The 25,091-nt window shown below is 46.2% G+C and carries 32 protein-coding genes; 17 read left to right on the forward strand and 15 right to left on the reverse strand.

Translation table 11 applies throughout. The annotated features are described in order from the left end of the window. Window positions 1-7 precede the first annotated feature (7 nt). Genes K6T22_RS16995 through K6T22_RS17010 form a run of 4 tightly spaced genes read left to right on the forward strand, consistent with a single transcriptional unit; the run spans window position 8 to window position 4,468 of the window. Entirely contained in the window at window positions 8-1,951 is a 1,944-nt protein-coding gene (locus K6T22_RS16995; protein WP_238240235.1) for a VirB4 family type IV secretion system protein, read from the forward strand. Further along, window positions 1,951-3,057, forward strand: coding sequence for a lysozyme family protein (locus K6T22_RS17000; protein ID WP_238240237.1), 1,107 nt, complete (start codon window positions 1,951-1,953; stop codon window positions 3,055-3,057). Before K6T22_RS16995 ends, K6T22_RS17000 begins: the two co-directional genes overlap by 1 nt. Window positions 3,058-3,070: 13 nt before the next feature. Next, window positions 3,071-3,628, forward strand: a complete 558-nt coding sequence (locus tag K6T22_RS17005) for a hypothetical protein (RefSeq protein WP_238240239.1) — start codon at window positions 3,071-3,073, stop codon at window positions 3,626-3,628. After that, complete coding sequence (locus tag K6T22_RS17010; protein WP_238240240.1) at window positions 3,629-4,468, forward strand: hypothetical protein; 840 nt, start codon at window positions 3,629-3,631, stop codon at window positions 4,466-4,468. A 221-nt stretch (window positions 4,469-4,689) separates the two neighbouring features. On the opposite strand, the gene K6T22_RS17015 is transcribed toward K6T22_RS17010, so the two are convergent. Beyond that, window positions 4,690-4,836 carry a hypothetical protein gene (locus K6T22_RS17015; RefSeq protein ID WP_214721974.1) on the reverse strand — a complete coding sequence of 49 codons (147 nt, stop codon included), beginning with the start codon at window positions 4,834-4,836 and terminating at the stop codon, window positions 4,690-4,692. 138 nt (window positions 4,837-4,974) lie between these two features. Between K6T22_RS17015 and K6T22_RS17020 the strand changes: the two genes are divergently transcribed. Together K6T22_RS17020 and mobP2 are read left to right on the forward strand one after the other, a co-directional pair. Beyond that, window positions 4,975-5,226 carry a hypothetical protein gene (locus K6T22_RS17020; RefSeq protein WP_238240247.1) on the forward strand — a complete coding sequence of 84 codons (252 nt, stop codon included), beginning with the start codon at window positions 4,975-4,977 and terminating at the stop codon, window positions 5,224-5,226. After that, a complete protein-coding gene (gene mobP2 / locus K6T22_RS17025; RefSeq protein ID WP_238240253.1) occupies window positions 5,219-6,379 on the forward strand; it encodes a MobP2 family relaxase in 1,161 nt (386 codons plus the stop codon). Before K6T22_RS17020 ends, mobP2 begins: the two co-directional genes overlap by 8 nt. Window positions 6,380-6,426: 47 nt before the next feature. Here mobP2 and K6T22_RS17030 read toward each other — a convergent pair whose 3' ends face one another. Further along, entirely contained in the window at window positions 6,427-6,891 is a 465-nt protein-coding gene (locus tag K6T22_RS17030; RefSeq protein WP_238240255.1) for an SRPBCC domain-containing protein, read from the reverse strand. A gap of 109 nt (window positions 6,892-7,000) precedes the next feature. On the opposite strand from K6T22_RS17030, the gene K6T22_RS17035 reads away from it, so the two are divergent. The 4 genes from K6T22_RS17035 (at window position 7,001) to K6T22_RS17050 (ending at window position 9,446) form a co-directional block, all read left to right on the forward strand. Beyond that, window positions 7,001-7,456 carry a hypothetical protein gene (locus K6T22_RS17035; protein WP_238240256.1) on the forward strand — a complete coding sequence of 152 codons (456 nt, stop codon included), beginning with the start codon at window positions 7,001-7,003 and terminating at the stop codon, window positions 7,454-7,456. Further along, window positions 7,453-7,731 (forward strand): hypothetical protein, encoded by a 279-nt coding sequence (locus K6T22_RS17040; RefSeq protein WP_238240258.1) that lies wholly within the window; start codon window positions 7,453-7,455, stop codon window positions 7,729-7,731. Before K6T22_RS17035 ends, K6T22_RS17040 begins: the two co-directional genes overlap by 4 nt. A gap of 5 nt (window positions 7,732-7,736) precedes the next feature. Continuing rightward, complete coding sequence (locus tag K6T22_RS17045) at window positions 7,737-9,200, forward strand: ArdC-like ssDNA-binding domain-containing protein (RefSeq protein ID WP_238240260.1); 1,464 nt, start codon at window positions 7,737-7,739, stop codon at window positions 9,198-9,200. 84 nt (window positions 9,201-9,284) lie between these two features. Continuing rightward, the gene (locus K6T22_RS17050; RefSeq protein WP_238240266.1) at window positions 9,285-9,446 is read left to right on the forward strand and encodes a hypothetical protein; all 162 of its coding nucleotides are present in this window, start codon (window positions 9,285-9,287) and stop codon (window positions 9,444-9,446) included. A gap of 100 nt (window positions 9,447-9,546) precedes the next feature. Here K6T22_RS17050 and K6T22_RS17055 read toward each other — a convergent pair whose 3' ends face one another. The 7 genes from K6T22_RS17055 to K6T22_RS17085 form a co-directional block, all read right to left on the reverse strand. Beyond that, window positions 9,547-10,422 (reverse strand): hypothetical protein, encoded by an 876-nt coding sequence (locus K6T22_RS17055; RefSeq protein ID WP_238240272.1) that lies wholly within the window; start codon window positions 10,420-10,422, stop codon window positions 9,547-9,549. A gap of 126 nt (window positions 10,423-10,548) precedes the next feature. Then, entirely contained in the window at window positions 10,549-11,001 is a 453-nt protein-coding gene (locus K6T22_RS17060) for a hypothetical protein (protein WP_238240273.1), read from the reverse strand. A 60-nt stretch (window positions 11,002-11,061) separates the two neighbouring features. Continuing rightward, window positions 11,062-11,622 carry a DUF5067 domain-containing protein gene (locus K6T22_RS17065; RefSeq protein WP_238240274.1) on the reverse strand — a complete coding sequence of 187 codons (561 nt, stop codon included), beginning with the start codon at window positions 11,620-11,622 and terminating at the stop codon, window positions 11,062-11,064. A gap of 21 nt (window positions 11,623-11,643) precedes the next feature. Then, window positions 11,644-11,865, reverse strand: coding sequence for a DUF3006 domain-containing protein (locus K6T22_RS17070; RefSeq protein ID WP_238240276.1), 222 nt, complete (start codon window positions 11,863-11,865; stop codon window positions 11,644-11,646). Next, window positions 11,865-12,698 (reverse strand): ComEC/Rec2 family competence protein, encoded by an 834-nt coding sequence (locus K6T22_RS17075; protein ID WP_238240521.1) that lies wholly within the window; start codon window positions 12,696-12,698, stop codon window positions 11,865-11,867. Before K6T22_RS17075 ends, K6T22_RS17070 begins: the two co-directional genes overlap by 1 nt. A gap of 152 nt (window positions 12,699-12,850) precedes the next feature. After that, entirely contained in the window at window positions 12,851-13,045 is a 195-nt protein-coding gene (locus K6T22_RS17080) for a hypothetical protein (protein WP_050678833.1), read from the reverse strand. Window positions 13,046-13,255: 210 nt separating this feature from the next. Further along, window positions 13,256-13,459: a hypothetical protein gene (locus K6T22_RS17085; RefSeq protein ID WP_238240277.1), complete on the reverse strand. Its 204-nt coding sequence runs from the start codon at window positions 13,457-13,459 to the stop codon at window positions 13,256-13,258. Between the two features lie 525 nt (window positions 13,460-13,984). Between K6T22_RS17085 and K6T22_RS17090 the strand changes: the two genes are divergently transcribed. After that, window positions 13,985-14,218, forward strand: coding sequence for a hypothetical protein (locus K6T22_RS17090; protein ID WP_238240279.1), 234 nt, complete (start codon window positions 13,985-13,987; stop codon window positions 14,216-14,218). Between the two features lie 48 nt (window positions 14,219-14,266). Then, window positions 14,267-14,704, forward strand: a complete 438-nt coding sequence (locus tag K6T22_RS17095) for a hypothetical protein (protein WP_238240280.1) — start codon at window positions 14,267-14,269, stop codon at window positions 14,702-14,704. A gap of 599 nt (window positions 14,705-15,303) precedes the next feature. Here K6T22_RS17095 and K6T22_RS17100 read toward each other — a convergent pair. From K6T22_RS17100 to K6T22_RS17120, 5 genes are all read right to left on the reverse strand, one after another. Continuing rightward, window positions 15,304-15,750, reverse strand: a complete 447-nt coding sequence (locus K6T22_RS17100) for a JAB domain-containing protein (RefSeq protein ID WP_075643122.1) — start codon at window positions 15,748-15,750, stop codon at window positions 15,304-15,306. 388 nt (window positions 15,751-16,138) lie between these two features. Beyond that, on the reverse strand, window positions 16,139-16,606 hold the full coding sequence (locus tag K6T22_RS17105) for a heme-degrading domain-containing protein (RefSeq protein WP_238240282.1): 468 nt from the start codon (window positions 16,604-16,606) through the stop codon (window positions 16,139-16,141). 27 nt (window positions 16,607-16,633) lie between these two features. Beyond that, on the reverse strand, window positions 16,634-17,806 hold the full coding sequence (locus tag K6T22_RS17110) for an MFS transporter (RefSeq protein ID WP_238240284.1): 1,173 nt from the start codon (window positions 17,804-17,806) through the stop codon (window positions 16,634-16,636). Between the two features lie 13 nt (window positions 17,807-17,819). Further along, window positions 17,820-18,554, reverse strand: a complete 735-nt coding sequence (locus K6T22_RS17115) for an IclR family transcriptional regulator (RefSeq protein WP_238240286.1) — start codon at window positions 18,552-18,554, stop codon at window positions 17,820-17,822. Between the two features lie 206 nt (window positions 18,555-18,760). Next, the gene (locus tag K6T22_RS17120; protein WP_238240288.1) at window positions 18,761-19,090 is read right to left on the reverse strand and encodes a winged helix-turn-helix transcriptional regulator; all 330 of its coding nucleotides are present in this window, start codon (window positions 19,088-19,090) and stop codon (window positions 18,761-18,763) included. A gap of 361 nt (window positions 19,091-19,451) precedes the next feature. Between K6T22_RS17120 and K6T22_RS17125 the strand changes: the two genes are divergently transcribed. The 5 genes from K6T22_RS17125 (at window position 19,452) to K6T22_RS17145 (ending at window position 23,723) form a co-directional block, all read left to right on the forward strand. Beyond that, a complete protein-coding gene (locus K6T22_RS17125) occupies window positions 19,452-20,654 on the forward strand; it encodes an MFS transporter (protein ID WP_238240289.1) in 1,203 nt (400 codons plus the stop codon). Window positions 20,655-20,659: 5 nt separating this feature from the next. Next, window positions 20,660-21,616, forward strand: coding sequence for an LLM class oxidoreductase (locus tag K6T22_RS17130; protein ID WP_238240522.1), 957 nt, complete (start codon window positions 20,660-20,662; stop codon window positions 21,614-21,616). A 13-nt stretch (window positions 21,617-21,629) separates the two neighbouring features. After that, window positions 21,630-22,262, forward strand: coding sequence for a DegV family protein (locus K6T22_RS17135; protein ID WP_238240291.1), 633 nt, complete (start codon window positions 21,630-21,632; stop codon window positions 22,260-22,262). Continuing rightward, the gene (locus K6T22_RS17140; RefSeq protein ID WP_238240292.1) at window positions 22,259-22,540 is read left to right on the forward strand and encodes a winged helix-turn-helix transcriptional regulator; all 282 of its coding nucleotides are present in this window, start codon (window positions 22,259-22,261) and stop codon (window positions 22,538-22,540) included. The genes K6T22_RS17135 and K6T22_RS17140 overlap by 4 nt, the downstream gene beginning before the upstream one ends. A gap of 76 nt (window positions 22,541-22,616) precedes the next feature. Continuing rightward, complete coding sequence (locus K6T22_RS17145) at window positions 22,617-23,723, forward strand: low temperature requirement protein A (RefSeq protein WP_238240294.1); 1,107 nt, start codon at window positions 22,617-22,619, stop codon at window positions 23,721-23,723. A 585-nt stretch (window positions 23,724-24,308) separates the two neighbouring features. On the opposite strand, the gene K6T22_RS17150 is transcribed toward K6T22_RS17145, so the two are convergent. Continuing rightward, entirely contained in the window at window positions 24,309-25,085 is a 777-nt protein-coding gene (locus K6T22_RS17150; protein WP_238240295.1) for a sulfite exporter TauE/SafE family protein, read from the reverse strand. Between the last annotated feature and the right edge of the window lie 6 nt (window positions 25,086-25,091).

A 25,091-nucleotide genomic window follows, 5' to 3' on the forward strand; every position in this document is an offset into this window, starting at 1 on the left:
TGACGTCATGTGGCGTACACGTTTTCTACGAAAGCAGGATCCTGAGGCAATTAAACAACAGGACGGCTACAATCCGACATTCGTCCAAGCGATCCAGCCGCAAGGCGGACTCCGCTTCGAACCGAACTATGTCCGGACCGGTGACGGTTATCTCGCCTGCCTCCATGTCTATAAGTATCAGTCGACCGTCTATGATTTCTGGCTCGAGCCCATCCTCAACCTGCCCGGTGTCCTGACGACGCTCGACATCGGAACAGCGGACAAGCGAGAGATGATCCGGACGATCAATAAGTCGATGGCCGAGCAGAACACCCGCTTCGAGAACGCGAAGGACAACGTCGACCGGATCGATGCGCGCGAGACGTATAAAGAACTGAACGAACTCTATGAACAGATTACGCAAGGCGAGACGATGAAGTACTTGCATCTCCGACTCTACGTCAAAGCGAAGACGCTTGAGGCACTTGAACGACAAGTTCAGCACGTGATGGAGGAACTCGAAGCACGGAATTTCCGCGTTGCCGTCTTCCTGAACGAACAGGAGTGGGAATGGCAGAGCCTGTTCCTGAGCTATGAGCAACAACAAAAATTACCGAACCGTCGTCGGGGGAAAGAGATTCCATCACTGTCGATCGCGGGTGGTTATCCGTTCCACTTCACGTCGCTGCAGGATCCGACCGGTACCTATTATGGAACGACAGACACGAACGGGAGCGTCATCTTTGATCTGTTCCATAAGGATAAACAACGGAAGTTCTATAATGCCTTGATGATCGGGAAGATGGGCTCCGGGAAGTCAACGCTGCTCAAGAAGACCGTCCTCGACCAAGCGATTAAAGGCAATCACGTCCGCATCTTGGACGTGACCGGTGAGTTCTCCGACCTCGTACGACAACTGGGTGGGAAAGAAATCGCACTCGACGGCTCCGCCGGACGGATCAATCCGCTCCATGTCTATAAGACAGTCACACATGCCGATGGATCCGCGGACGAACCCCTCTCGTTCATGCAACACCTGTCGAAGATTGCCGTCTTCTATCACTACATCAATCCGGCAGCCACGCAGGAAGAAGCGAACGAGTTCGAGATTCTGCTCCGTCAGCTCTACCTTGAGAAAGGGCTCTGGAACGAGGACGGTGACGCGCCGATCACGACGCATCCGGCGAACACCTATCCCGTCTTCTCCGATTTTTTGACGCTCGTCCGCTCTGAATTGTATGTGGACGCTGCACGGACGACGATCCGCGAGACGATCAGTACGAACCGTGTCAGACGGCTCGAGAACATCGAGCTCGCGATCACTAACCTCGTCCATAACTACGGCAACATCTTCGATGGACATTCCTCGATCGAGCGATTCGACGAGGAAGAGATTGTATCGTTTCCACTACGTAATCTGACGAATCTGAAGGACGAGATCTTTCAAGCACAGGTCTTCAACCTGATGAACATGCTCTGGGACGGGATGATCCTCAACGGTGCCGGACAACTCCGCAGCTACAACCAGGGGGAGCTATTGATCGAGGATGCCTTTAAGTATTTGATTGTCATCGATGAGGCACATCATCTGATCAATACACGTGACATCGCACAACCCGCGATTCTATACCTGCAACAATTCATGCGCGAAGCGCGGAAATACTTCGGCGGCATCTTCTTCGCCTCGCACTTGATCACGGACTTCGTCCCGACCGGTTCGAAGTCGGAGAACGCGGAGAACGTCAAGACACTGTTCCAGCTGACGCAGTATAAGTTCATCGGCGAGCAGGATGCTGAGAGCATCCCGACAATCCAGACCGTCTTCGACGGACAGTTGACCGAGAGTGAGACGCGGTTGATTCCATCGCTCGAGACCGGACGCATCGTCCTCAGTGTCTCCGGTGTGAAGACCTTGATCTTCGATGTCGATGTCTCACCCGAGGAGCTGACTTTGTTCGGAGGTGGTGCCTGATGTGGAGTACGGTCCGGCAGTCGGCACGTGTCGCCGTCCGGATGAAATGGCGACTCCTGACCTTAAAGTATCGTCTGATTGCCCTCGGTATCGCGCTCCTTCTCCTCCTGCTCATTATCATCGTCGCAGGCATTCTCGATACGTTGACCGGGATCGAGAACGATCAGGCGACGGAGACACCGATCGCTTACTCGGACACCAGCTTACAGGTTAGTGATGATGTCTTACAATATCGTGAGGCGATTGCGCGTGAATTAAAGAAGGAACAACTTGAGGGACAGACGAACGTTGTACTCGCCTTGATGATGCAGGAGAGCGGCGGACGTGGGAACGATCCGATGCAAGCGAGTGAATCGAAATGCGGACGGATTGGTTGTATCACCTCTCCCGATGAGAGCATTCGTTATGGGGTGAAACACTTCGCGTCGGTCTTCCGACAAGCGAACCAAGACGTCAAGTTGACGCTACAGAGTTACAACTTCGGGGGTGGCTTTATTGATTACGTCCAAGAAAACGGTGGACGCTATACGAAACAACTCGCGATCTCCTTTTCACAGATGATGTACCAACGCGTCAAGAAAAGTGGCATCTATCAGTGCCATCGTCCGAGCGCGATCGAGCATCAAGCCTGTTATGGTGACATCGAATATGTCGATGCCATCCTCCGGTATCTGACGCCGGCGGTGTTGGCGGAAGGTAAGACGGGACCGATTAAAGGGAAACTCCATGCACCCCTCGACATCTCGTTGCAGATGACGTCGGGATTCGGATCACGGATCGTTTTCGGAAAGACGGACGTTCATACGGGCATCGATTTTAGTTGTGATGATACCGATACCGTCCACGCCGTCCGCTCCGGTACCGTCACGTATAGCGGCTTACGCGGCCCTTACGGACAACTCATTCAGATCAAACAAGGGGAATGGATCACCGCCTACGCCCACCTTTCCGCACGTCAGGTTAAGACGGGTCAGAAGATTGAAGCCGGGCAAGCCATCGGGATGTGCGGTTCGACCGGACGTTCGACTGGGAACCATCTCCACATCGAATTCAAGACGAGTGATTGGTCCGGACACATTGATCCGGCACCACTCTTTTCGCTATAAGGAGGGATGCAACATGGCATTGACGAGTCGTCATCTTCTAGGACTCGTGCTGTTCTGTCTGTTACTGTCGATCAGTGCTAACGTCTACCAATACCGTTCGTCGGCATCAGATGGACTACACATGACTTTAGAAAAACACACAAAGGATTCGTCACCAGAAATGATTGTACCAGACTCAACTATCGTCACTGACGCAGAGGAGCCAGAGCAGCAGTCGTCCATTTCTAAGAACGCAGAACGCTTCATCTCGTTCGCCTTCACATGGGAAGACGGGACCTATCCGACACGCAAACGTCAAGCCGATCAGTATATGTCGGAGTCCCTCAAACGGACGTTGTTCGCAAGTAGCGGAAGCGATGGCAAGTTCACCGCCTCCGTCGCTGACATCGAAGTCTTTCTGAACCGTGACGATCCGGAGCATTGCCTTGTCCGCTTCAAACGGACGTTGACGATCGATTCCAACGGCTATGCAGAGACATCCGATGAGCTGGTCGAACTGACGTTTACGAACCAAGACAGTCGTTACATCGTCGACCAAATGAAGAGTCTCAAGTCGTCAGGGGGTGTTTAAATGCAGACAGGAAAACGAAAGACGTTGACCCGTGACTGGTCGCGCTTGTATCTCGGAACAGGGATGTTTTTCTTAATAGGCTTTCTATTTTTCGGTTTCTCTTCCCTCTTCTTTGCTGAGGAACAACCGATCAATGCAACACCAATCGGTGAAGAAAAACGGTTGACGAATGGACAGACCGTCACGCTTCTCAACTGGTCTTATGATGAAAAGCGGAAACAGATGCGTGTCCGCCTCCAGTTCGACCAACCCCAGGAATACGCGACGAAACTGGTCACTCGTGTCGCCTACAAGGAACGACCGACGGATGAGCAGCGCGTCCGAGTCGTCTATCACCAGGACGAGCACTATGTTTTCGAAATCGAAGATGTACCGCGCGACTTTGATCAGCTAGCCCTCCGCTTGTATGTCATTAAGCCTCAACAGTCACTCGAAAAACTGACGGCTTCGAAACGAGAAGACGCACTCGTCGAATCACTCTATATGGATCAACGACGTGTCTTAAGGACGTCACTTTCTACGCAACAAGCGAACGATTATGCGCAACTTTTTCTCACTGATGAGCAAGCGCAAAGTCAAAAACGGATCAAGAAGATGAAGCGCGAACAGACGGAACAAGCTTCTCTCATCCAACAGATCGAACAGGATATCGAGACGAAACAAGACACATTACCTGACCTGACACTCGATGAACAAGTCGAACGTGAGGATGAAATCTTCAATCTGAAGCAAGACAAAGAAGACGTACTGTTAAGACAAACGGATTTGAAAAAACAACTCACACAAGAAGAAAAAAGACAGGATCAGCTGCGCATTAAAGCACGTGAACTGAAATGGTAAGGTGGCACACACCGTGCCAAAATGACCTTTTTAGTGGCACACGGTGTGACCTTTTCGCGATTTTGATGATATCAGGGAAACACTAGGCTCCGCCTAGGCTAGCACGCTATGTGATAGCAGTTTCCCCTTATGCTCTTTTTCACGATTTTGAACCTTTTGTGGTTTTTAAGCTTTTAAAAACCCCATGCACATTTAGCAATTCTATCAACATTCATCAACGCTTAACTCGAGTCAGTTACGTCACTTCTTTCAATCCTTTTCATTACATGTTGCTGCATCTTCGAGCAGATATTTTTCAGAAGTTCGACGATCAAGGAGACGCTCACGGCTTCTCCGAGTGCATAGATCTGTTCGATAAACGATTGCATGTTGATCCCTCCATTCCTCGTATGAGTGGTATCACTTTTCTCACTTCTAATGACAGGAGGAATGGATCAATTGTTCGGAAATCTTTTCATTTTTTTAGAACGCCGAGACTTACTTTCCTAAAGGAAGGAGGAAGACAGATGAATCTCTTGATTCGCGACATCGACCCCGTCCTCGTCAAACAACTCGACGAACAGGCGGAGAAACAGAGGTGTTCCCGACAAGAATTATTGAAAGGATTACTGACTACCTGGTGCGCGGACGGCGTCCAGTCGACACAAATCGAGCGACTCGAACGACAGCTTGAAGCGAACACGTTACACCTCAAGCGGAGTGCAACCGAACTCGAACAATTGACCAAACTCTTCCGTGAGGTGATGCAGGATGACTAACGTTCCCGGCGTTATCATCAAGTCGAAGTTCAAACTCCCTCAAGCATCCCGACGAGCACGTCGCTATACGACGTATCTCAGTTACATTGATCGACCGGAGACAAAAGCACGGTCGCATCAATTCGAGAATTACCATGACTACATGGAGGATGAACTGAAATCGAGCGGTCTGTTCACGGCGACGCAAGACCGATTGAACGCGACCGAACGAGAACAACTACGTGAAATCTTCCGACGGGCGCAAGAGAACGGCAGCATCCTCTGGCAGGACGTGATCTCATTCGACGAGGCTTGGTTACAGGAAGTCGGCGTCAAAGAAAATCGTTATATCGATGAACAACGTTTGATGCAGGCGACACGGAACGCGACCGCGCTGATGATCGAAAAGGAACAGATGTTGCACGCGACATGGACTGCTGCGATTCATTACAACACGGATAACATCCACGTCCATGTCGCGACAGTCGAGACGATACATCCACGCGAACGCGGTAAACGGAAACCGAAAACAATCGAGAAGATGAAGGCGCAAGTCGTCCATACGCTTGCCGACCGGACACGTGAACAAGAGAAACTGAATACCTTCATCCGGGAAGAAGTGCTCGCCCACAAACGAAATCGTTCGACGACGTCCGCTTCGAATCGAATCTTGCACCCGGAACTCATTCGGCAGTACAAAACGATTCAGAAACAATTACCGGACGACAAGCGGCAGTGGTATTACAACATGAACGGCATGCACGAACTGCGTCCTTCACTCAATCAATTGACTGACATGTATCTTGCGACCTACTTCGAGAAAGAGCACAGCGAGTTTAAACAACAACTCGATACCGAGGTCGCATTCTACGAGCGGAGTTATGGATCGGCATCCCAAGCATCGGCTTATCGAAAGACGAAAGAACAGGATCTCTACACACGGATGGGAAATGCCGTCCTGTCCGAGATGCGTGAGTCGTCCAAGCCACCTCAGAAGCTTGCGAAGAACGCTGCATCCTCACCCAAACAAAGAATCCGATCAGCGTTTCAACGTGAACGGATCATGCAAGAGACGCTCTATCTAATCGGACGACACATGAACAATGAATGGGAACACATACAAAACCAAAAGGCGTTTGAAGCTCTTCAGCAGGAAATCGAGCAAGATCGATAAAAGAAAAAGTCACCCTTTTAATAGAAGGATGACGGGCAACAATTTTTTTAGCGACGATTCATTTGGATTGCATAATCATTTAATCGACGGAATTCTTCATTGTACATTCGGTTCAATCTTGATTTGGAAAGTTTATAAAGAATGGCATAAGCCCACTTCGGTGTCTCTACTAACAAATCAATTTGTAACTCTGTTTGATTCTGTTTCGATTGCAATTGGTATTGACCAATCGTCGTTCCTATTTCGTTTGAAGTTCTGACATCAATGAAGGACGGTGCCTCAAGTTTCTCAACCCAAGCATCAGCGGAATACCTTTTTCCACGATGCTCTTGGATAACTTGAAGTTTCTGACCAGCGTATAAGTATTGCAATGGTTCTCCTTCTGCGTAGATATGATCCTTAGTCATATTGCTCCAGCTAAGAATATGTTCATTCTTCGTCAGGTAATCGTATACCTCTTCACTGGAGGCATCAATCACTTGAACAGATTTGTAAAAATGAATTTTTGACATGTTTGTACCTCGCCTTAACTAATTTATATATTAATCATAACATTCGAACAGAGTCCTGTTTCTTTGGCAGTCGTTTTTACAATTGATGATTATAGAAAGGAGAATACAGATGGAGGAAACAAAGCAAATCCGGATCCGGATGAGTGCCATGACCGCTGAATTTTTAGAGGAGTATCGCGAGCGGGAACGACTGTCCGGGCTTGGTCCGGCAATCGATCACATCATCCGTGACTATCAAGAGATGATCAAGAAGCAATGGGATTTGAACTATATCAGTCGTTCCGTATCAAAACAGATTGAACAAGAGTTGACCACGTTCTGGGAAGAACAAATCACAAAGAGTCTCTCTCCGTTACGAAAGAGCGTTCAACAGACAGACCTTCAAACACAGGTATTGATTGAACTGGTGCAAGCCTTAATGCAGACGGAAAGCATCGAGGATATCATCCCGACGACCGAATACCGTCCCTCGTTCCTCGAGACAGCGGAGACGGCCGTCAAATCACGGATCGACCAACGAAAGCAGCATAAACACTCGGATGAAGAAAGGATGATCCACAAATGAGACGACTAGAAGCCTTCACACTCGCGACATTTCTCGAATTGCATCCGACCCACGTCACCGTCATGGTTCATCAAGCGCATTATGATATTCCGGTTTCTCAGGATGAACGAGCGTTCCTTCAGCTCTTGCAGGAAGAACCTTTGTTGTTGCTACCGGTATCACGTGATCGTCGTCATCCACTACTGGATCGACTCGCTGCCGATCCGATTGTTCTGCAGGAACTAGAAGATTTCGAAGGTGCTGCCGATTCGTCCGTTTCGTCGGAAGGAGCGTGAGACTCGTGGGATACAAGAAAAAAACACGTGAGGATTATCAGAAGGAAGTACAAGCCTTGACCGACAAGATGGAGACGCAGCTCGCTTCTCACTTCGTCAGTCAGGAGAGCATCAAGGAACATCTCGACTTCATGAGCCGGTTCCATCGCTACTCGACTCGGAACATGCTATTGATCGAGGAACAGTTCCAAGGCGCGCGTGCCGTCGGTTCTTATGCGTACTGGGAGAAGCATGGCGTCCAGGTCCAAAAAGGCGAGAAAGGAATCAAAATTTTCGTCCCCTCCCCTGTTACCTTCATTAAGCGAGATACGGATTGGGTGGCATGGAAAGACGCGACGAAGACAGAGCAAAAGCGCGCAAAGGAAGGTGCTCTTCCGACACGGAAAGCGATGTACTATAAAATTGGTCACGTCTTCGAATACACGCAGACCGATGCCCGTGAGAAGGGACTCGAAGTCTCCGAGCTGTTTGCTTCGTATCATCGGAACGGTTCAATTCGTGAAGCAGAATCATTTCGCCGTGCGTTGAACGGGATTGCTGAGACACAAGACGTGAAATTACTCGATCAGCCGTTGAACGAACTCGGTACCGCGAAAGGATGCTTTTATCCAGAACCCAACGCGATCGCCTTGAACCCGCGGAACTCGGACATTGAAAACGTTACCGTCCTGATCCATGAACTCGCGCATGCGAATTTGCATAACACAGAACGAAACGAAGAGCGTGGAATCGAGTTGAATCCGCACGAGAAGGAATTTCAAGCGGAGATGGTCGCCTATACCGTTGCGGCACATTTTGGTTTCCCGACGGATGAGTTTTCATTATCGTATCTCGCCAATTGGACGCAAGGCAGGGACTTACGCGACAAGGAAGACCTGTTGCATGAAGTCCATCAGACATCCGGTCACTTCATCCGCGAGATTCACACTTCGCTCGAGCAGGAGCAAATCTTGGAACGCGAAGCATCACCTATTAAAATGATTGAGTACATCGAACAGAAAGCACAGATCACCGAGCACGGATTACCGTTAACCGAACGATTGGAGCAAATCATGCAACATTCATCGGAGGACGTCGAAGCTTACCTGACGAATATCGCCAAGCAGGACACGCAGCAAGATTTTTCAGCATTCAAGGAGCCAATGATGCTCGTCCATGGCGCGACAGACTTCTTCGAACCGTTCGCGAAAGCCAACGACCGCGACTTCGACGAACATGAGACGATTGCCTACACGTTGGTCATTCCTGGAGAAGAACCGATCAGTCAACACTTCCGCGTCCTCGATGATGCGATGGGACCGTACCATCACATCCTGAACACAGAAGTAGTCAGTAAGGAGACTGAACAAGTCCTCGAAAAGGCATGGTACGACGAAATGATTTCGACCGAAGATCGCGACTTAGAAAAAGTCCGACAGATCGTAACGCGTCACTTCAATGTACCGGAACAGGATTTCCGTAGCCGTTAAAATGATGTCCTCTCCTCTTTTAAAATCAAGTACTATAAAAAAGTAGGATAAAACTGACAATACAGACAAGACGGAGGATTGACCATGACTAACAATCAAGCAATTGCTTATGCTGTTATCGCAATGGAGCAACTCGGCTATACACGTGAACAAATCGAAAAGGTCCAAGCGAGGATGTTGTCTGAGATGGACTGGACAGATGAAAAAACAGCAGAAAAGAAAGCAAACGCAATCTTAAACGGATAAAATTGAAGATGAAGAGCCACAGTGCCTAAACTTAGGAGTACTGTGGCTTAGTTTTATAGAGTTGTTTTTTTAGATATAGAGATTTCTAAAATTCAGCTTATCACTTCATAAAAGGAAGACTGTAAACTAATTCTGAAATACCAGTAACGATTGTTATTAAATCTGCATAGCCAGTTAATGTACTTGAAGCCTTTAAGGAAGCTAGATAAGAACGTATTCTACCTTTTTTGGGCTCTGATTTCATCACTTCTTCACGAATTCCCTCTACTAGCTCTGAAACCTCTTGTTTTTCATTCCTCTGATCTTCACCATAAAACAGTTCTGTTTTCTGAAGTAATTCAGTTAACAAACAATCTAGTTGAATTGCTGATTCTTTTTCAATCGTTTTATTTACATTCATGATAAACTCATTATTGCTACCAAAGGCAGCTTGAATATGGTTATCAGATCCGTATACTGTTATGTTCTGGTTCTGCTGATGTCGATCACTCATATAATCTTTCAACCTTTCTGCTGCATTTGAAGCATCCATTAAACTTACGAATACATCTCTTCCTTCATGATACAATCTTTCAATCATTAGAAAATTTGAATCTTGAAAGTTTGCGCCACTCCATCGATCAACAATGTCATGATATACCGTGCCAAATTGATGATTACTTAATATTGATATTCTACCGATATTGTTCAAAAGATTTACATCTCTTACAAAAATTGAATCAGCATTTATACTTTTTATAATTACGTTCAAATCACTTATAAACGTATTTAGTTTCCTTGTTGCTCTTTCGTACATTGCTCTGAGGTTGAATGGCACTGTTTGATAGTAATTATTTTGTTTTAGCTCACATATTGTCTTATCAAATAGACTTAATGTTTCCTCAGAAAAAACAACCCATTTTTCTAAATCTTCAATAATATCTGCTAAAGTTTGGTCACTGTATTCAGAAGATCCTCCAAAAATACTTTGCGCCATAAATATACCTCTTTTTCCCTTATCTTTTTCTTCGTGTCTTAAAATTAATTTATCTACACGATCATTACATATATATCTATCATCGTCCCAGCCTTCGTATCTAACTCCTTACTAATTCTTATACGATCAACCATATACAACATATTCATATCTTCTTTTCCCGCCTAATCTCTCACACTTTAAGCCATGATTATATTCATATCCATTTCTTAATAGAACATCTAAGCTATACGCTTTAATCTCTCTATATCGTCTCTCTCTCTTATAGAATGGAATACATTCAAGATGCTCCAGGTATTTATATTTTGCATACTCAACATCAAGCCCACGGTTAACTAACAAGATATATCCAGCACGTTTGCCACCTGACATGGCAATGTTGTAAGCTGCTTTAATCATTACATGATTCGTTTTAAGCCTTAGTTCATCTAACTTCTTGCTAACTGGTGGATACAATAACCTTGCGATCTCGTTTAACTCTTTCAATTGCTGGTCAGTCATTTCCTCATCACTATACATCTTGTATAGTCTTAGATACTCTAATTCGTATTCAGATAACCACCCGATGCGATCCGGCATAACAACACCTCCGATTTAAGAATCTATATTTAAAAGAAATTATGAACACCTTCAGAATCCTCATTCAAGTTCAATCTTCTTCTCCCCTAGATCTTTTCCTGATAATCCTTGAGTTGCTTTCAAGGTGACGACTGCCTTCGGGTCCTCGATATCATAAGCCATAATCCCTTTTGCAGTACCACCCGGTTTGATATCATCCAGCTGATGCTCTAAATAAGAAGCATACTTCTCTTCTTGTGGCGTCATCCCTACCTCTAACTTATTGATTGTATCTGTTCCTTCCTGTGTCGCTTCAAAGCAAGCAATCCAAACATTCATCCCATTGAGTGGCTTCTTACTGTCATTGGTCGTCTCATATGTGAAAACGAGTTGTGGTTTTTCGCGGAAATACTCTTTACTCGGCTCAAGTACTTCTGTCGAAAGAATCTTGACGGTCGCCATGTCGATTTTCAGAGTATCATCTTTGAAATAGACATCTTCTTTTTTCGTTTCCGCCACCTCGACCTTTTCAGTCGGATTCGCTGCTTTTTTCGGTGGATCTTCTATCGTCTCTTGTGTGCCGCATCCAACGAGTGATAACCCTAACCCAACGATGACGACCGCTTGTCCTAACTTATTCATCTGCTTCAGCTCATTTCTTTTTTAGTCTTCCCATAGTTCTTCCATCAACTCATCGATTTCGTCTGACAGTCGCTGCCGTTCTTGGTCATCTTTCTCGATATGACCATACTCATCCATCCAGATGACATCGCCCGACTCGACCGTCATCGGAAAATGAGAAATCAATATATCACGCATCCCATCATCGAACTCAACGACGACCCACTTCCCCTCAATCCGGTCGATGATTCCTTTTCGCTTCATCATTTCGCCTTCTTGATCGTGTAGGACGATCCGTTCCCTTCGAAGACGATCGTGCCGCTCTTATCCGTCCGCAGCATCGTCGCCTTCGCCCGCTTCAAATTCGTCACGACTTCCTTCGTCGGATGTCCGTAGGCATTCTTCCCGACACTGATGACGGCATACTTCGGTTTGACGTACTTAAGGAACGTCGCGCTTGTCGACGTCTTCGCTCCATGATGTCCGACCTTGAGGACGTCCGCACGCAGCGTCTTCTTCTTCGCGATCATGTCCTGTTCTGATTTCAGTTCCGCGTCTCCCGTGAACAGGAACGTGTTCTTCTTATAGGCGACATGTAGTACAGCACTCCAGTTGTTCAAATCACTCTTCGCATAGTCTTTGACCGGTCCGATGAATTGCGCCTTTACGCCTCCTTTGACCGGAAGCGAGACGCCAGCCTTTGCTGTCTTAATTGTCAGCTTCTCGCGCTTAACCGCCAACAAGAAGTCCTTATAGGCTTGCGTCGTGTGCTTGACTTTCGGTGCATAGACGCTCTTGACCTTGAACGAGTCGAGGACCTCGTCGAGTCCCCCGATGTGATCGGCATCCGGATGCGTCGAGATCAATACCTCAATATCACCGACCTTCTGTTTCTTCAGATAGACGACGAGCTCATCGCCTTTCCCTTTGTTGCCACCATCGATGACGATGTCTTCACCGCTCGGCATCTTGATGTAGATTGCGTCGCCCTGACCGACATCGATATAGTGGACCTTGATTTTCGGTGTCGCTGCCTCTGCGCCTTGCAGTGGTCCAAAGAGCAATCCAATACTTGCGAGCGCTAAACTAGCCCCCATCCATTTACGTTGCATCTTTCATCGCTCCATTCCTGATTTGTAAGTTATCTTCAGTATACAGTGAATACCAGGAGAAAGTTGGTTATATTTCCCACCCACCTATTTTTATTGATAGGTTAGTTTATATGTAAGTCCATACAAAAAAACAGACCTTAACGGGTCTGCTTGTTAAAGTGTGTCTGCATGAAGTCTGTCAATCGATCGACATCGATGAACCATGTCACATGCTCAATCGATCCTTCTACTTCTCGCACGAATCGAAGCTGGGCATCGATCAATGTTACCTTATCTGGTATCTGTTTCCCCTTCGCTTGCTCCATGACCTCAAACATCTCTACTATATTCATGTACTCCACCCCTAACCGATTTGTTAAGCACAGCATAGAATGATTTAAGAGTCTGTACGAACTACCTTAGATCAGATAAGCGAAGTGATATGTAAGATAACTGAGTCGTTACGAAACAATGCACGATTGATTTTTCACGCATAAAAAAAGAAACGACCTTTTAAGATCGTTTCTGTCATAAAAATGATCATTCTTATTACGCATATCGAATCAATAGAGATAAATAAGTACACCTACGATCAGAATGAACGGAACCAAAATCATTTTACCTGTTCGGCTCAAAAAGCTCTTCTTTTCTTTTGTAAACAAGAAATCGATCAATAAGAAAAGTCCGAATGCAATCGGTACAAGGTAGAGTAGAGGGACATTTGTAAGTGTTGCACCGAATACATCTGTCGATCCATCAAAGTTCATATGTAGTTTCTCCTTTTTAGATATCCTCGCATAAGACACATCATTCACTATCGAAGCGCTAACGACGATCTCATACGTGGACAAGCCTCTTTCCTTTAGTATGCCATTCCTTCGACTAAATCCTAACCTTTTATTTTTCTTTTTAGAATTCTGTGTAACGCTCCGTGTCTTCCGACGCAAGGAGCAGGAACGTAGAGATGCCTCGCACAAGCGATGTGCAGCTCTCGTTATCGGTCCGTCAGGAGGGCAGCGGTGCGATGAGGATGTTGCTGCGTGCAGCTTACAGCCTCACGCATGAGCTCGAAAGTCTTTATGTCGTCCGCATTACTATGGAAACATCAATCCTCTCTCCATAGAACTCCGTCCATTCACTCACTTCTTCGCTCATCCATGCATTGCAAAAACTCCTTCAATTCTGCCATAAAATATTTTTCCCAAAATATAACTTTGTATACAATTGTAAATTACATAAAATCGTTATATTATAAAAGGTAATAAAGTATTGTGAACGTATGAAGAGTAGAAATGCTTGTATCTGGAAAAGTATATTTATTTGCAACAATCCATGATGAGAAAATGAATTGGCACAACCCAGTTCCTGCTTATGGAGAAGTTCTTATTGAAGATGGCGAAGATATTCAAACTGTAGTTGATACGTATGAAACTGCATTTGAGAATCAAACGATCTCACCTATCATGGGGAGACACGATGAACTCGAACTAGAAGAAGGATTTGTTGAGGAAGAAGCCGCTCAATAAGAACACTTAAACTTTATTTAAATTATCCTTATCAAGGGAGGATGCTTTATGGGTAAATTTAAATGGATTGGTGTTTTAGTAGTATTGGTTGTTCTAGTTTTTGTGTTTGATCCGTTTCGTGGGGAACCACCAAACCCCAAAGTAGAAGCACAAGGAAAAGATATTCCAACGGTCCAAGGATCATTTTGTTGGGATGGTCTATTACGCAACCAATGTGTCGATAAAGTGTATGTCGACGGACTCGATATGACGAAAAAAAGCAAACCAACTGTAGTATCCTCTAATAAAAAAATTGATATTGCTTTTGAAAATGAACCGGATTCTATTGAAATCGTTCGTTGGACAGATAAGCAAGATGCTGAAAAGGTTACTTTAACTGATGATGCCATTACTGCACCGAAAGAAAAAGGAACATATGCATACGAAATTAACGCAAAGTGGTCCAATGGTGACGGACAATTCGCTTTCCTAGTTAAAGTAGACTAACTCCCCTCCCTTTTTTCCTCACACTTCCTCTTCTACCAACAGTCATTTGACTGTTGGTTTTTTATTTTATTAGAGATGTATTTCAAAATGGTATTTTTATTTTTTGAACGCTCCGTGTCCTCCGTCGCAAGGAACAGGAACGTAGAGATGCCTCGCGCAGGCGAGTCGCAGCTCTCGTTATCGGTCCGGCAGGAGGGCAGCGGTGCGATGAGGATGTCGCTGCGTGCAGTCTACAGCCTCACGCATGAGCCCGAAAACTCTTTTGTTTTCTACATGACTCTAGAAAGACTAGACAGCAACATCTACGTCATCATCAATCTATCTAAATCAGCTATCCGTCTATAGAAGACCTCCATCCATTCAATCACTTCTAAACTTACGATCATCTCACGAAAGGCACTCCCCTCTATAGAAAAGACGATGTACACCTTCCAGCCTGCAGTGGATCCGTCCACTGCAGGCGTCTCACTGCCTTTGGATTTGGAACAAATCCATTCCATATTCGATCGTGCTTTCTTCAAAGAAAAACGACGTCGTTTTTCGTCCATGCCCTCGTGCGCAGATAGGACGGGGTTATCCCGTCCGTCTACGCTATTCCTTTACAGCACACCTTGCGCTTTCAGGCTGACGTATTCTTCTCCGGCACCGACGATGATATGGTCGAGAAGCTGAATACCGACGATACGTCCGACCTCGACGAGCCGTTCTGTCACCTCGATGTCCTCCCGTGACGGATGCGGGTCACCGCTCGGGTGCTGATGGCTGACAATGAGTGACGTCGCATTGTTGAGGATGGCGGACTTGAAGATTTCTCGAGGATGGACGACGCTCGAGTTGATGCTCCCGACGTGTGCCCGATGGACGGCGATGACGCGATTCTTCGTATTGAGCAGGATGACGAGGAACACTTCCCGGTCATCGTCCTGGATGAAGCGTTTCGCGACACAGAACGCGTCCTCGGGTGACGTGATGTGCGTCGTCTCGAGCGCGACGTCCGGTTCACGGACCTCTTGGCGGATACGGGTGATTTCAACGAGTGTAGTCAGTTCCATTGAAAAGCTCCTTTCGCGAGTGGGATGCAGTCCGACACGGTGCCGTCCTGTTGACGGGAACGCAGCGAGCGTCGCGAGACGGCGCAAGGGTGACCGCAGGGAAAGATCAAAAAAAGCGGACAGCGTACCGAGACGAAGGATTCCGGAGCCCGCGAGCGAAAAGCGTGCTTTGAGCCAAAACGCAGAGGAAGACGAGGAACGGCAGCGGCTTTTTTTGATGGCCCTTGCGCCGATGAGGAGCGAGCTAGAGTACGGAAACAGGACGGCTTGCGGTCCCTTTCCATCAGACAGAGCGGTACCGCTCTGTTCCATGCCTTACCTACAAAAAGCGAAGAGCATTGAAAATGCCCTTCGCTTCCTCATTCCAAAACAATTGTTGCTGTCATTTGACTGCTTTACGTTTTAAAAATCGTTTGATTCCTCTGACCGCATAACGATGATCCAATTCGCCTGTCAAACCGGCGACAGTCACCGTTCCAACCATGCCAACGCCTTCCACCCGAATCGGAATGGAACCCCCGACTGCTTGATAGCGATCCGGTGCCAAAAGGGAATGCTCAGTATGTGTTGCACCGGTTTCCTTGAACCGTGCCTCGATGAAAGCCGAACTTTTTTGATAATGATCGACGACACGTTTCTTACGATATAACCAGTAGTGGTTCTCTTCCGTCGTTCCTTCCATCAAATGAGTAAAGAGCGGTACGCGGTTCTTCTCAATATGGATTGCCACGTCCACGTCATCTTCTTGAGCTAACGCGATGATACCAAGACCCATTTCTAGTGCATCCTGATGATTAAAACGATCGAGTACTAATTCATTTTCTTGTTCCGTAAATTGTTGAGTTGTCATGATAAGTTACTCCTTTAACTGATAATTTTAGTTTGATGTTTTAACTTTGCTACTTAATACAGAAAGTAGAAAGGCGATGAATGCCATGATTGCTCCGACCCACGCGGTATCCAGGTAATCTCCTTTGGAGATGACAACGCTACCCAGGGTCGATCCCAGGGCGATGCCAACATTGAAGCCAGCAATGTTGAGAGCAGACGCCATGCTTTTCGCCGCTGGTACGTAACGATCAGCCAATGCGACGATGTGTGTCTGGACACCAGCTGACATCATGAAGGCGACCAGTCCAAGTAAGGCAATCGCGATGAATGAACCTGCCTGAGATGGAAGGAGTAGGAGCTGCAACAATAAAATAATCGCTTGCGCGAGAAAAATCAGTCGAAGTGATCGTACCGGTTGACGATCCGCCAGCTTTCCACCAACCATATTCCCGATGGCAACAAACACACCATAGACGAGGAGGAGCCATGTGATGCTTTGATCGGCATGTCCACTGATAGTCGTCAGAATCGGTGAGAGATACGTGAACAAGACGAAGGTCGCACCGAATCCGAAAATCGTCATCGCGAGACCGAGCAAGATCTGTGATTGTTTCAAGAGTGCGACGATGTCATGAATGGTCGTACGCTGTAGTTCTGTCTCTGTCGACTTCGGTACGAATCGCGCAATCGTAAACAATCCAATGACACCGAGAAGCGCGACGACACCGAAAGTCGCTCTCCAGCCAATGTGTTGTCCGATGAACGTCCCCATCGGTACGCCAAGTACCGTCGCAACCGTCAAGCCGGTGAACATGATCGAGACTGCGCTACCTTGTTTTCCTGACGGGACAATACTGGTCGCGACGACCGTCGCAATCGCAAAGAACAGTCCGTGTGCGATGGCTGTGATGATACGCGAGAATAAAACTGCTTCATACGAAGTGACGAACAATGCAGCTGCGTTCCCAATCGTAAAGACAATCATCAGTCCGAGTAAAAGCTTCTTCTTGTTCACGCGACTGAATACTGCAGCTAAAAGTGGTGTTCCGATCGCGAGTGCCAGTGCATATCCGGAAATCAAGGAACCGGCTTTCGTCAACGAGATGTCTAAGTCGGATGCGACAGTCGGTAACAGACCGACGATGACAAATTCCGTCGTTCCGATCGCGAACGCACTGATGGCAAGGGCGATGAGTGCTTGATACATATTTCGATTCATGATAATCCTCCTTTTATTGAATGAAGGAGGTGATCTTTTCACTATAACGTTGCAATACATGGCTGAATCGAGGATCTTGCTTTTTCGAAAGACGTGTCGCCGGACCGGAGATGGCGAGCGCAGCAACTACCGCTCCCTCTTTCAAGATCGGCACGGCAAGGCAACGAATTCCTTCTTCTGCTTCCTCATCATCAATCGCGACCCCTTTTTGTCGAATCGCCTTCAGATGATAGCGCAACAGCTGTTGATCGACGAAGGTGCGATCCGTCCGAGCTTGAAGTTCGAGGTTTGCCAAAATAGACCGTAAACGATTTTCCTCAAGAAACGCTAAGATGACTTTTCCGAGAGCACTTTGATGGGCGAGGAACCGGTCACCGACTTGTGTGTGACTACGATTCGTATATCTGCCGTCAACGACCTGCGTATTGATGACTTCCGTCCCTTGCAAAATGGCGACATAGACTGTCTCTCCTAGTTCCTTGCTTAACTCGTGTAGTGGAGGGACCATGTTCCAGTTTTCGACCGTATCCAGCTTGGGACCGACTTGCCCGACAGATTCCGTGATGGCATACTCTTTGCCCATTTTCTCGACATAACCCATCATCTCTAGTGTCGCAAGCAGACGGAATACTGTCGTCTTGTTCAATTGCGATGTCTGGATCAATCGCGACATCGACATCGGTCCATTCGCGCGAAGAAGATCTAATAATTGAAGACCTTTCTTCAATGTGCTTACTTCGTATTGCATTTGATCACCTCATGTCGTTTATCTTAAGGAGCATAAGAGCTTGTTTCAAAAAAAGTTGAATTTGTTTCATTATTTGAAACAAGTTGCCCATTCATATCGTTTTTTTCTAAAAAAAATGAATCACCTATCATGGTGATCCATTTTTTCGGTACAACTCAACGTATTCTTCGATCCTTTAGTTTTTACATCAACGCCAACTATTCATTTTAGGAAGAGGCGACTTCTTCACCTGTCATATCAATATGCCCTTCTCCCCATGCACACATTGCGTCGAGGATCGGACGTAATGACCATCCATATTCCGATAAAGAATAAATCACCTTTGGCGGGACTTGTTCATATACCGTTCGAATGATGACACCATCCTCTTCAAGTTCTCTCAACTGTTGTGTCAACATTTTTTGCGTGATGTTCGGCATGAGTTTTTTCAATTCGCTTGTCCGGCGTTCTCCTTTGATGAGATGACACATGATGACCACTTTCCATTTGCCTCCAATGACTTGTAAGGTAGCTTCTACCGGTATATTATACGCCATTCTATTTCTCCCTTTCTGTCCGTGAAAAGTTGAAAGATAGGTACTTTTTTGTGCCTATCGCACTTTAAAGTGCGTACTTCTCATTCATATTTATTGGGTTTATGATAACAATTGTCAACGGAAAGTACAACACCATTCAGTCTATTAAAACTTTTTGAATGAGTAGGGTACTTTTTTGTGCCTATCGCACTTAAAAGTACGTACTTCCGATTATTGAACCATCGATTTATGATAAACATGTACTTTTGTTAGACGCTTCGTAACTACAACGGGCCCAGTAGGAAGTGATCGTCCTATCCTAATCGATGGTTTAAAACTTATTTAGTCTAATATGAACAATTACTCATCAGGAGGAATTATTATGAATCAACTTAACTCTCGTGCAGAGCAACGGCAGGTTCCCAAGAACGGTGGACTTGCCCTCCTCGCACTTGCAATTAGTGCTTTTGGTATCGGTACGACGGAATTCGTTCCGGTCGGACTACTCGCAGCGATCGCCGGTGACTTAAACATCGGTATTACACTCGCTGGTCTCATCATCTCTGGTTATGCGATTGGTGTCGCAGTCGGTGCGCCGATTTTGACGGCATTAACGAACCGTATGAACCGCAAAACATTACTCATGGCATTGATGGTCGTCTTCATCGCCGGTAACATCGTCTCCGCGATATCACCAACGTTTGAACTATTGATTGTCGCCCGTTTCATCACTGCTTTCTCCCACGGTGTCTTCTTCTCAATCGGTGCGACGATTGCTGTACAGCTTGTACCGGAACATAAGAAAGCCAGTGCCATTGCCTTGATGTTCACAGGATTAACAGTTGCGACCGTCACAGGTGTGCCACTCGGGACGTTCATTGGTCAATCGTTCGGATGGCGTGCAACGTTCTTTGCCGTCGCAGCTCTCGGAATCATTTCAATCATTGCAAGCTTCTTCTTGATCCCGAAAGACTTAAAACAATCACCACCTGCTAAATTCTCTGACATGTTCAAACTCTTAACGAATGGACGTCTTATGCTCGGTTTCTTAATCACAGCTCTTGGTTATGGCGGAACGTTCGTCGCGTTCACATATTTAACACCGATCATGCAGGACGTCACGAAAATCAGCCCGAGCTTGATCAGTATCATTCTCCTCGTCTACGGAATCGCGGTTGCGATCGGGAACGCCGTTGGTGGAAAGCTTGCGAATGGTAATCCGATCAAAGCATTGTTCTATATGTTCATCGTCCATGCCATCGTCATGATCGCTATGTCATTCATGATTCCGTTCAAAGTTGCCGGTATCATCGGCATCATCTTGATGGGACTTCTCGCCTTCATGAACGTACCTGGACTCCAGCTCTATATCGTCCAGTTGGCTGAAAAATACGTCCCGGCAGCAGTCGATGTCGCATCTGCCTTGAATATTGCAGCCTTCAACATCGGAATCGCACTCGGGGCAACGATCGGTGGTCTCGTCACGGATACAATCGGTCTCGTCCACACACCATGGGTTGGTGGGATTATGGTCATTCTTGCCGTCATCCTCACAGCTATTTCTCGTCGTCTTGAACATCAATAAGGAGGATTACTATGTTTAACGATCACAAAAGTTATCAGCGGATGTACCGGGAGGGCGAGCTCACGCTCGGTCTCCACGTCCCGCTCGAAAATTTTAAAATGCAGACGCCGACGCTCGACAAACAAGTGGAGCTCGCACAAAAAGCAGACCAGTATGGATTTACAGCGCTTTGGCTGCGTGATGTTTTACTAAAAGATCCATACTTCCTTGATCCGGCAGTTGGACAGATTTACGATATGCTGATTTACGGGACTCATCTCCTCAGTCAGACGAAAGATATCGCACTCGGGACGTCCGCACTCGTTTTACCACTCCGTCATCCACTACGTTCCGCGAAGGAAGTTGCGACGATTGATGCCTTGTTCCCAGAACGCTTGATTCTCGGTATCTCGTCCGGGGACCGACAAGCTGACTTCCACGGACTCGGTATCGATCACCCAAGCCGTGGCGCTCAGTTCAAAGAAGCACTTAAAGTAATGGAGCAAGCGCTCTATGAAGAATATCCAAAGATCACTTCGGAGTACGGCGATGTCGACAGTGCAACGCTCGTCCCACGTCCAAAGAAACGCATTCCGACGATGATCACTGGTTTTGCACAACAAGATATGAACTGGATTGCCCGTAACGGCGATGGCTGGATGTACTATCCACAAGGTCCGATTGAACAAGGTAGTGCGATTGATCATTGGCGTGATGCGAGTCAAGCAGCAGGAACGGATCACTTCCGCCCCTTCTCGATGCCAATGCATCTTGATTTAGCAGCCGATCCGGATGAAATGCCTACTCCAATTCGTCTTGGCTTCCGGATTGGACGTAATCGCCTGATAGAATTGTTGCAGCTTTATCGTGATCTTGGTGTCAACCATCTCTTCTTCGCCCTATTTGATGGGGAGCGCCCGGCAGACGAGGTCATCGATGAACTCGGTACCTATGTTCTACCGCACTTTCCACCATTGCGTTGAGGAGGAAATAGACATGACTTTGCATATCGTCACGGATGAAGCGACTTCATCCTATCTCCATCAAGCAGACCGGATCTTACCTTTCACCGGTCATCCGACGTGTTTTCTTTATGAAGAAGGGGAACAACATCATTTCTTTGAAGAGGTGTTTAAACACAAGCAACAAGAGAGTGTCTCCTTGGAAGAATTACGTCAGTCCCTTCATGCCTTATTTAGACAGGCACAGGCTGAAAAGACGACCGTCCTTTATCTGACTGCGAATGCTCTTCATGCCGTGAACTATCAAGAAGCGCGGAAGATTGCTGACCTGTATAATGTTGAAGCCTTCATCATCGATACCGGTACCTTGTTGTATGGTCAGGCTTTTCTAGTAGATTGTGCGGTCGGGTGGCGGAAGGAAGGATTAACAACGATTGAAATCATGGATCGATTAGAACAGACACGTTCCGCCCTACTAGAATACGTGTATGATGAAAAACATCGTTACGTATTCTCTAGGAATCAATTCACATCCGTTAATAAGCTCCCTCGTTTCTTCGAATGGACGTCTGATGTAAGACGGCTTGAGCGAGAGAAACCCGGAAAACTTTTAGCAACGAACGAAGAGAGTTATTATGGCATCAAGGTGGGGAGGGATATGTTGTGACATCCTACACACGCGCTTTGGAGTTAGCCGTTAGTTTTTTAGGAACAGCACTCGAGATGCGGATTATTCGTGCTCTGTTGCAGGCTCCTCGTAGTTTCGATCAGTTACTGTCCAATTGGACGGATTATTCTAAAGCCGAACTACTAAAAGGACTTCGTCATTTAGAAGCACGAGGCGTTATCAGACGGAAACCTGATGCTTATAGCCTGACAGCTATCGGTGAAAGTTTAGGACCTATTTTCCAGACCATAGAAGAAAATCATTTACAGCATCCGTGAGTAACGGGTGCTGTTTTAAAATATCGGGAATAGACAGGCATACGAGTAGAATTTAATGATAAGGAGTGTGTTTTCATTGCCTACATCCAACAAGGAAGTCGATAAAATTGAGTTATTCTTTGACTTGGTCTTTGTTTTTACGTTCATCCAACTTACTCTTAAACTAGAACACCATCTTGATTTTCTCACTTTCATAGAGACCGTCGTATTGATGGCATTGATTTGGTACATTTTTGAAGGGTTCATATGGTTGACGAACACGACTGAACTGACATCAAAAAATTATCGCATCTTCCTTGTGCTTGGTATGAGCGGTTTCATGTTGATTTCTGTCTCTATCCCGTTAGCGTTCACACGGGACGGATTCATCTTTGCACTCGGCTATCTGATCGTGGTCAGCACTCATGCTCTTCTATTCGTTTCTCACAGTAATGAGGATACACGTCGAGCAATCATAGGCATTGTTCCGTACAACATCATGTTCGCCATCGGACTTCTTGTCGCTTCCCTTTTTGACTCTCCAGTACGCTTAATCGCTTGGGGGTTGATCGCTATCATCGCCATTGTCGGTCCTTTACTCCAACGTAATAAAGGATCCTTTCATGTATCGCCTTCTCATTTTTTAGAGCGACATTATTTAATTCTCGTCATCGCCCTCGGTGAGACCATTGCTTCGACAGGTAGAGCGGTCATCGATGAGACGTTGACTCCGGACGTCTTGATGGCGATGCTTTTGTGTCTTGCTTTGACCGTACTTCTATGGATTTCATACGTCTCAAAAGATCAGCAACGTGAACTGGCTTTCACAAAACTCGATGATCAAAAACGAGATCAAATCGCAAAAATCAGTTTCTTCACTTCGCACTTCTTGATGTTCTTTGGTATCGTTTTGCTAGCTGTCGTGATGATCGCTGTCATTCATTCTCTATTAGCACCTCTTCATCTTCCTGAAAGACTCGTATTATTAGGCGGTATGACTTTATTTAGTAGCGGCATCGTCTACTTTAACCGATTATTCCTCTCATTTTCTTTACGACGATTCTTATTGTTTCTTGCCGTTCAACTCGTTCTTTTCTTCGTTTATGTCACACCAGCCATCCTTCTCTTATTAATAAGCTGCATCGCATACTATTTATTTATGTTCGACTTAGCCAAAACGAAAGACGTACAGGATAATCAGTAATAAAGAAAAAGATCATCCACTTCTCGTACATAACAGAATGGATGATCTTTTTCTTTACAAGCAACATATCTACACCGCTATACTAACTAAAGATTAGATAGTCAACGACCAAGGAAGGAGTACATTATGAAAATTTCTTACATAACGATTCCCCTCGCCGTTCTATTGATGGCAGGCTGCACGGATACGGAAACGACTTCGCCTACGCAGGATACGACAGAGCAAGCGACGCAGCAGAACGATTCGACGTCAAAAGAAGTAACTACAAATAAAGATATGAATCAGAGCTCGGAACAAACATACGAGGAATGGCAACGGCTTTTTTTGATGACCCTTGAGCCAACAAGGAGCGAGACAGAGTACGGAAACAGGACAGCTTGTGACTCCTTTCCATCAGACAGAGCGGTACCTCTTTGTTCCATGTTTTCAGTATGAACACTGTTTATTTGTTCATCAAAGTATACATAAAAAATATATCCGATTAATTAGATGTGAAGTGGAATATTCGAAGTAAACATATAATGCATATAATTGAGTATTCCTTCTGACTTAAAATACCTAGGTTAGGTTATTTTTCAATTCCCATTATAAAATATCAATCCAAATCTTCACGGCTGTCGCTAAAATCAGGACAGCGAGAATGACCTGGAGAATCTTCGTATTCATTTTCTTCCCGGCGATTGCGCCAAGCGGTGCTGCAATTAGACTAGCGATGACCATGATGGCCGCCGGACCCCAGTCGACTTGGCCTGTCGTGATTTTACCGACAGTTGCGCCGATCGACGAAATGAACGTGATCGCAAGCGATGAAGCAATCGTCATCCGTGTCGGGATTTTTAAGAGGACAAGCATGATCGGGACGAGTAAAAAAGCACCTGCTGCCCCGACGATTCCGGCTCCGATACCAACGATGAATGCGGATACCGCTGCGACAGTTTTATTGAACTGAACTTGATCGAGTGGAATGTCGTCAATCCCTTTTTTCGGAACGAACATCATGATCGCTGCCGTTAACGCGAGAACACCGTAGACGATATTGATTGTGTCTTCAGCCAGGATATTTGAACCATAGGCACCGATGAAGCTACCGATTAAAATCGATCCTCCCATGTAGACGATCAATGATTTATTTAAATAACCACCTTTACGGTACGCCCAGACGCCACCAATCGTCGCAAAAAAGACTTGAATCGCACTGATCCCCGCGACTTCATGGGCGGAAAATGCCGCAAAACCGAGTAGTGGCGGGATATACAATAACATCGGATATTTAATGATTGATCCGCCAATGCCTAACATTCCTGAAATGTAGGATCCGACGAATCCGATTAAGAAAATCGTCACGATAAAACCTAATTCCATCGTTTA

Source organism: Exiguobacterium acetylicum, from assembly GCF_022170825.1.
Lineage (GTDB): Bacteria > Bacillota > Bacilli > Exiguobacteriales > Exiguobacteriaceae > Exiguobacterium_A > Exiguobacterium_A acetylicum_B.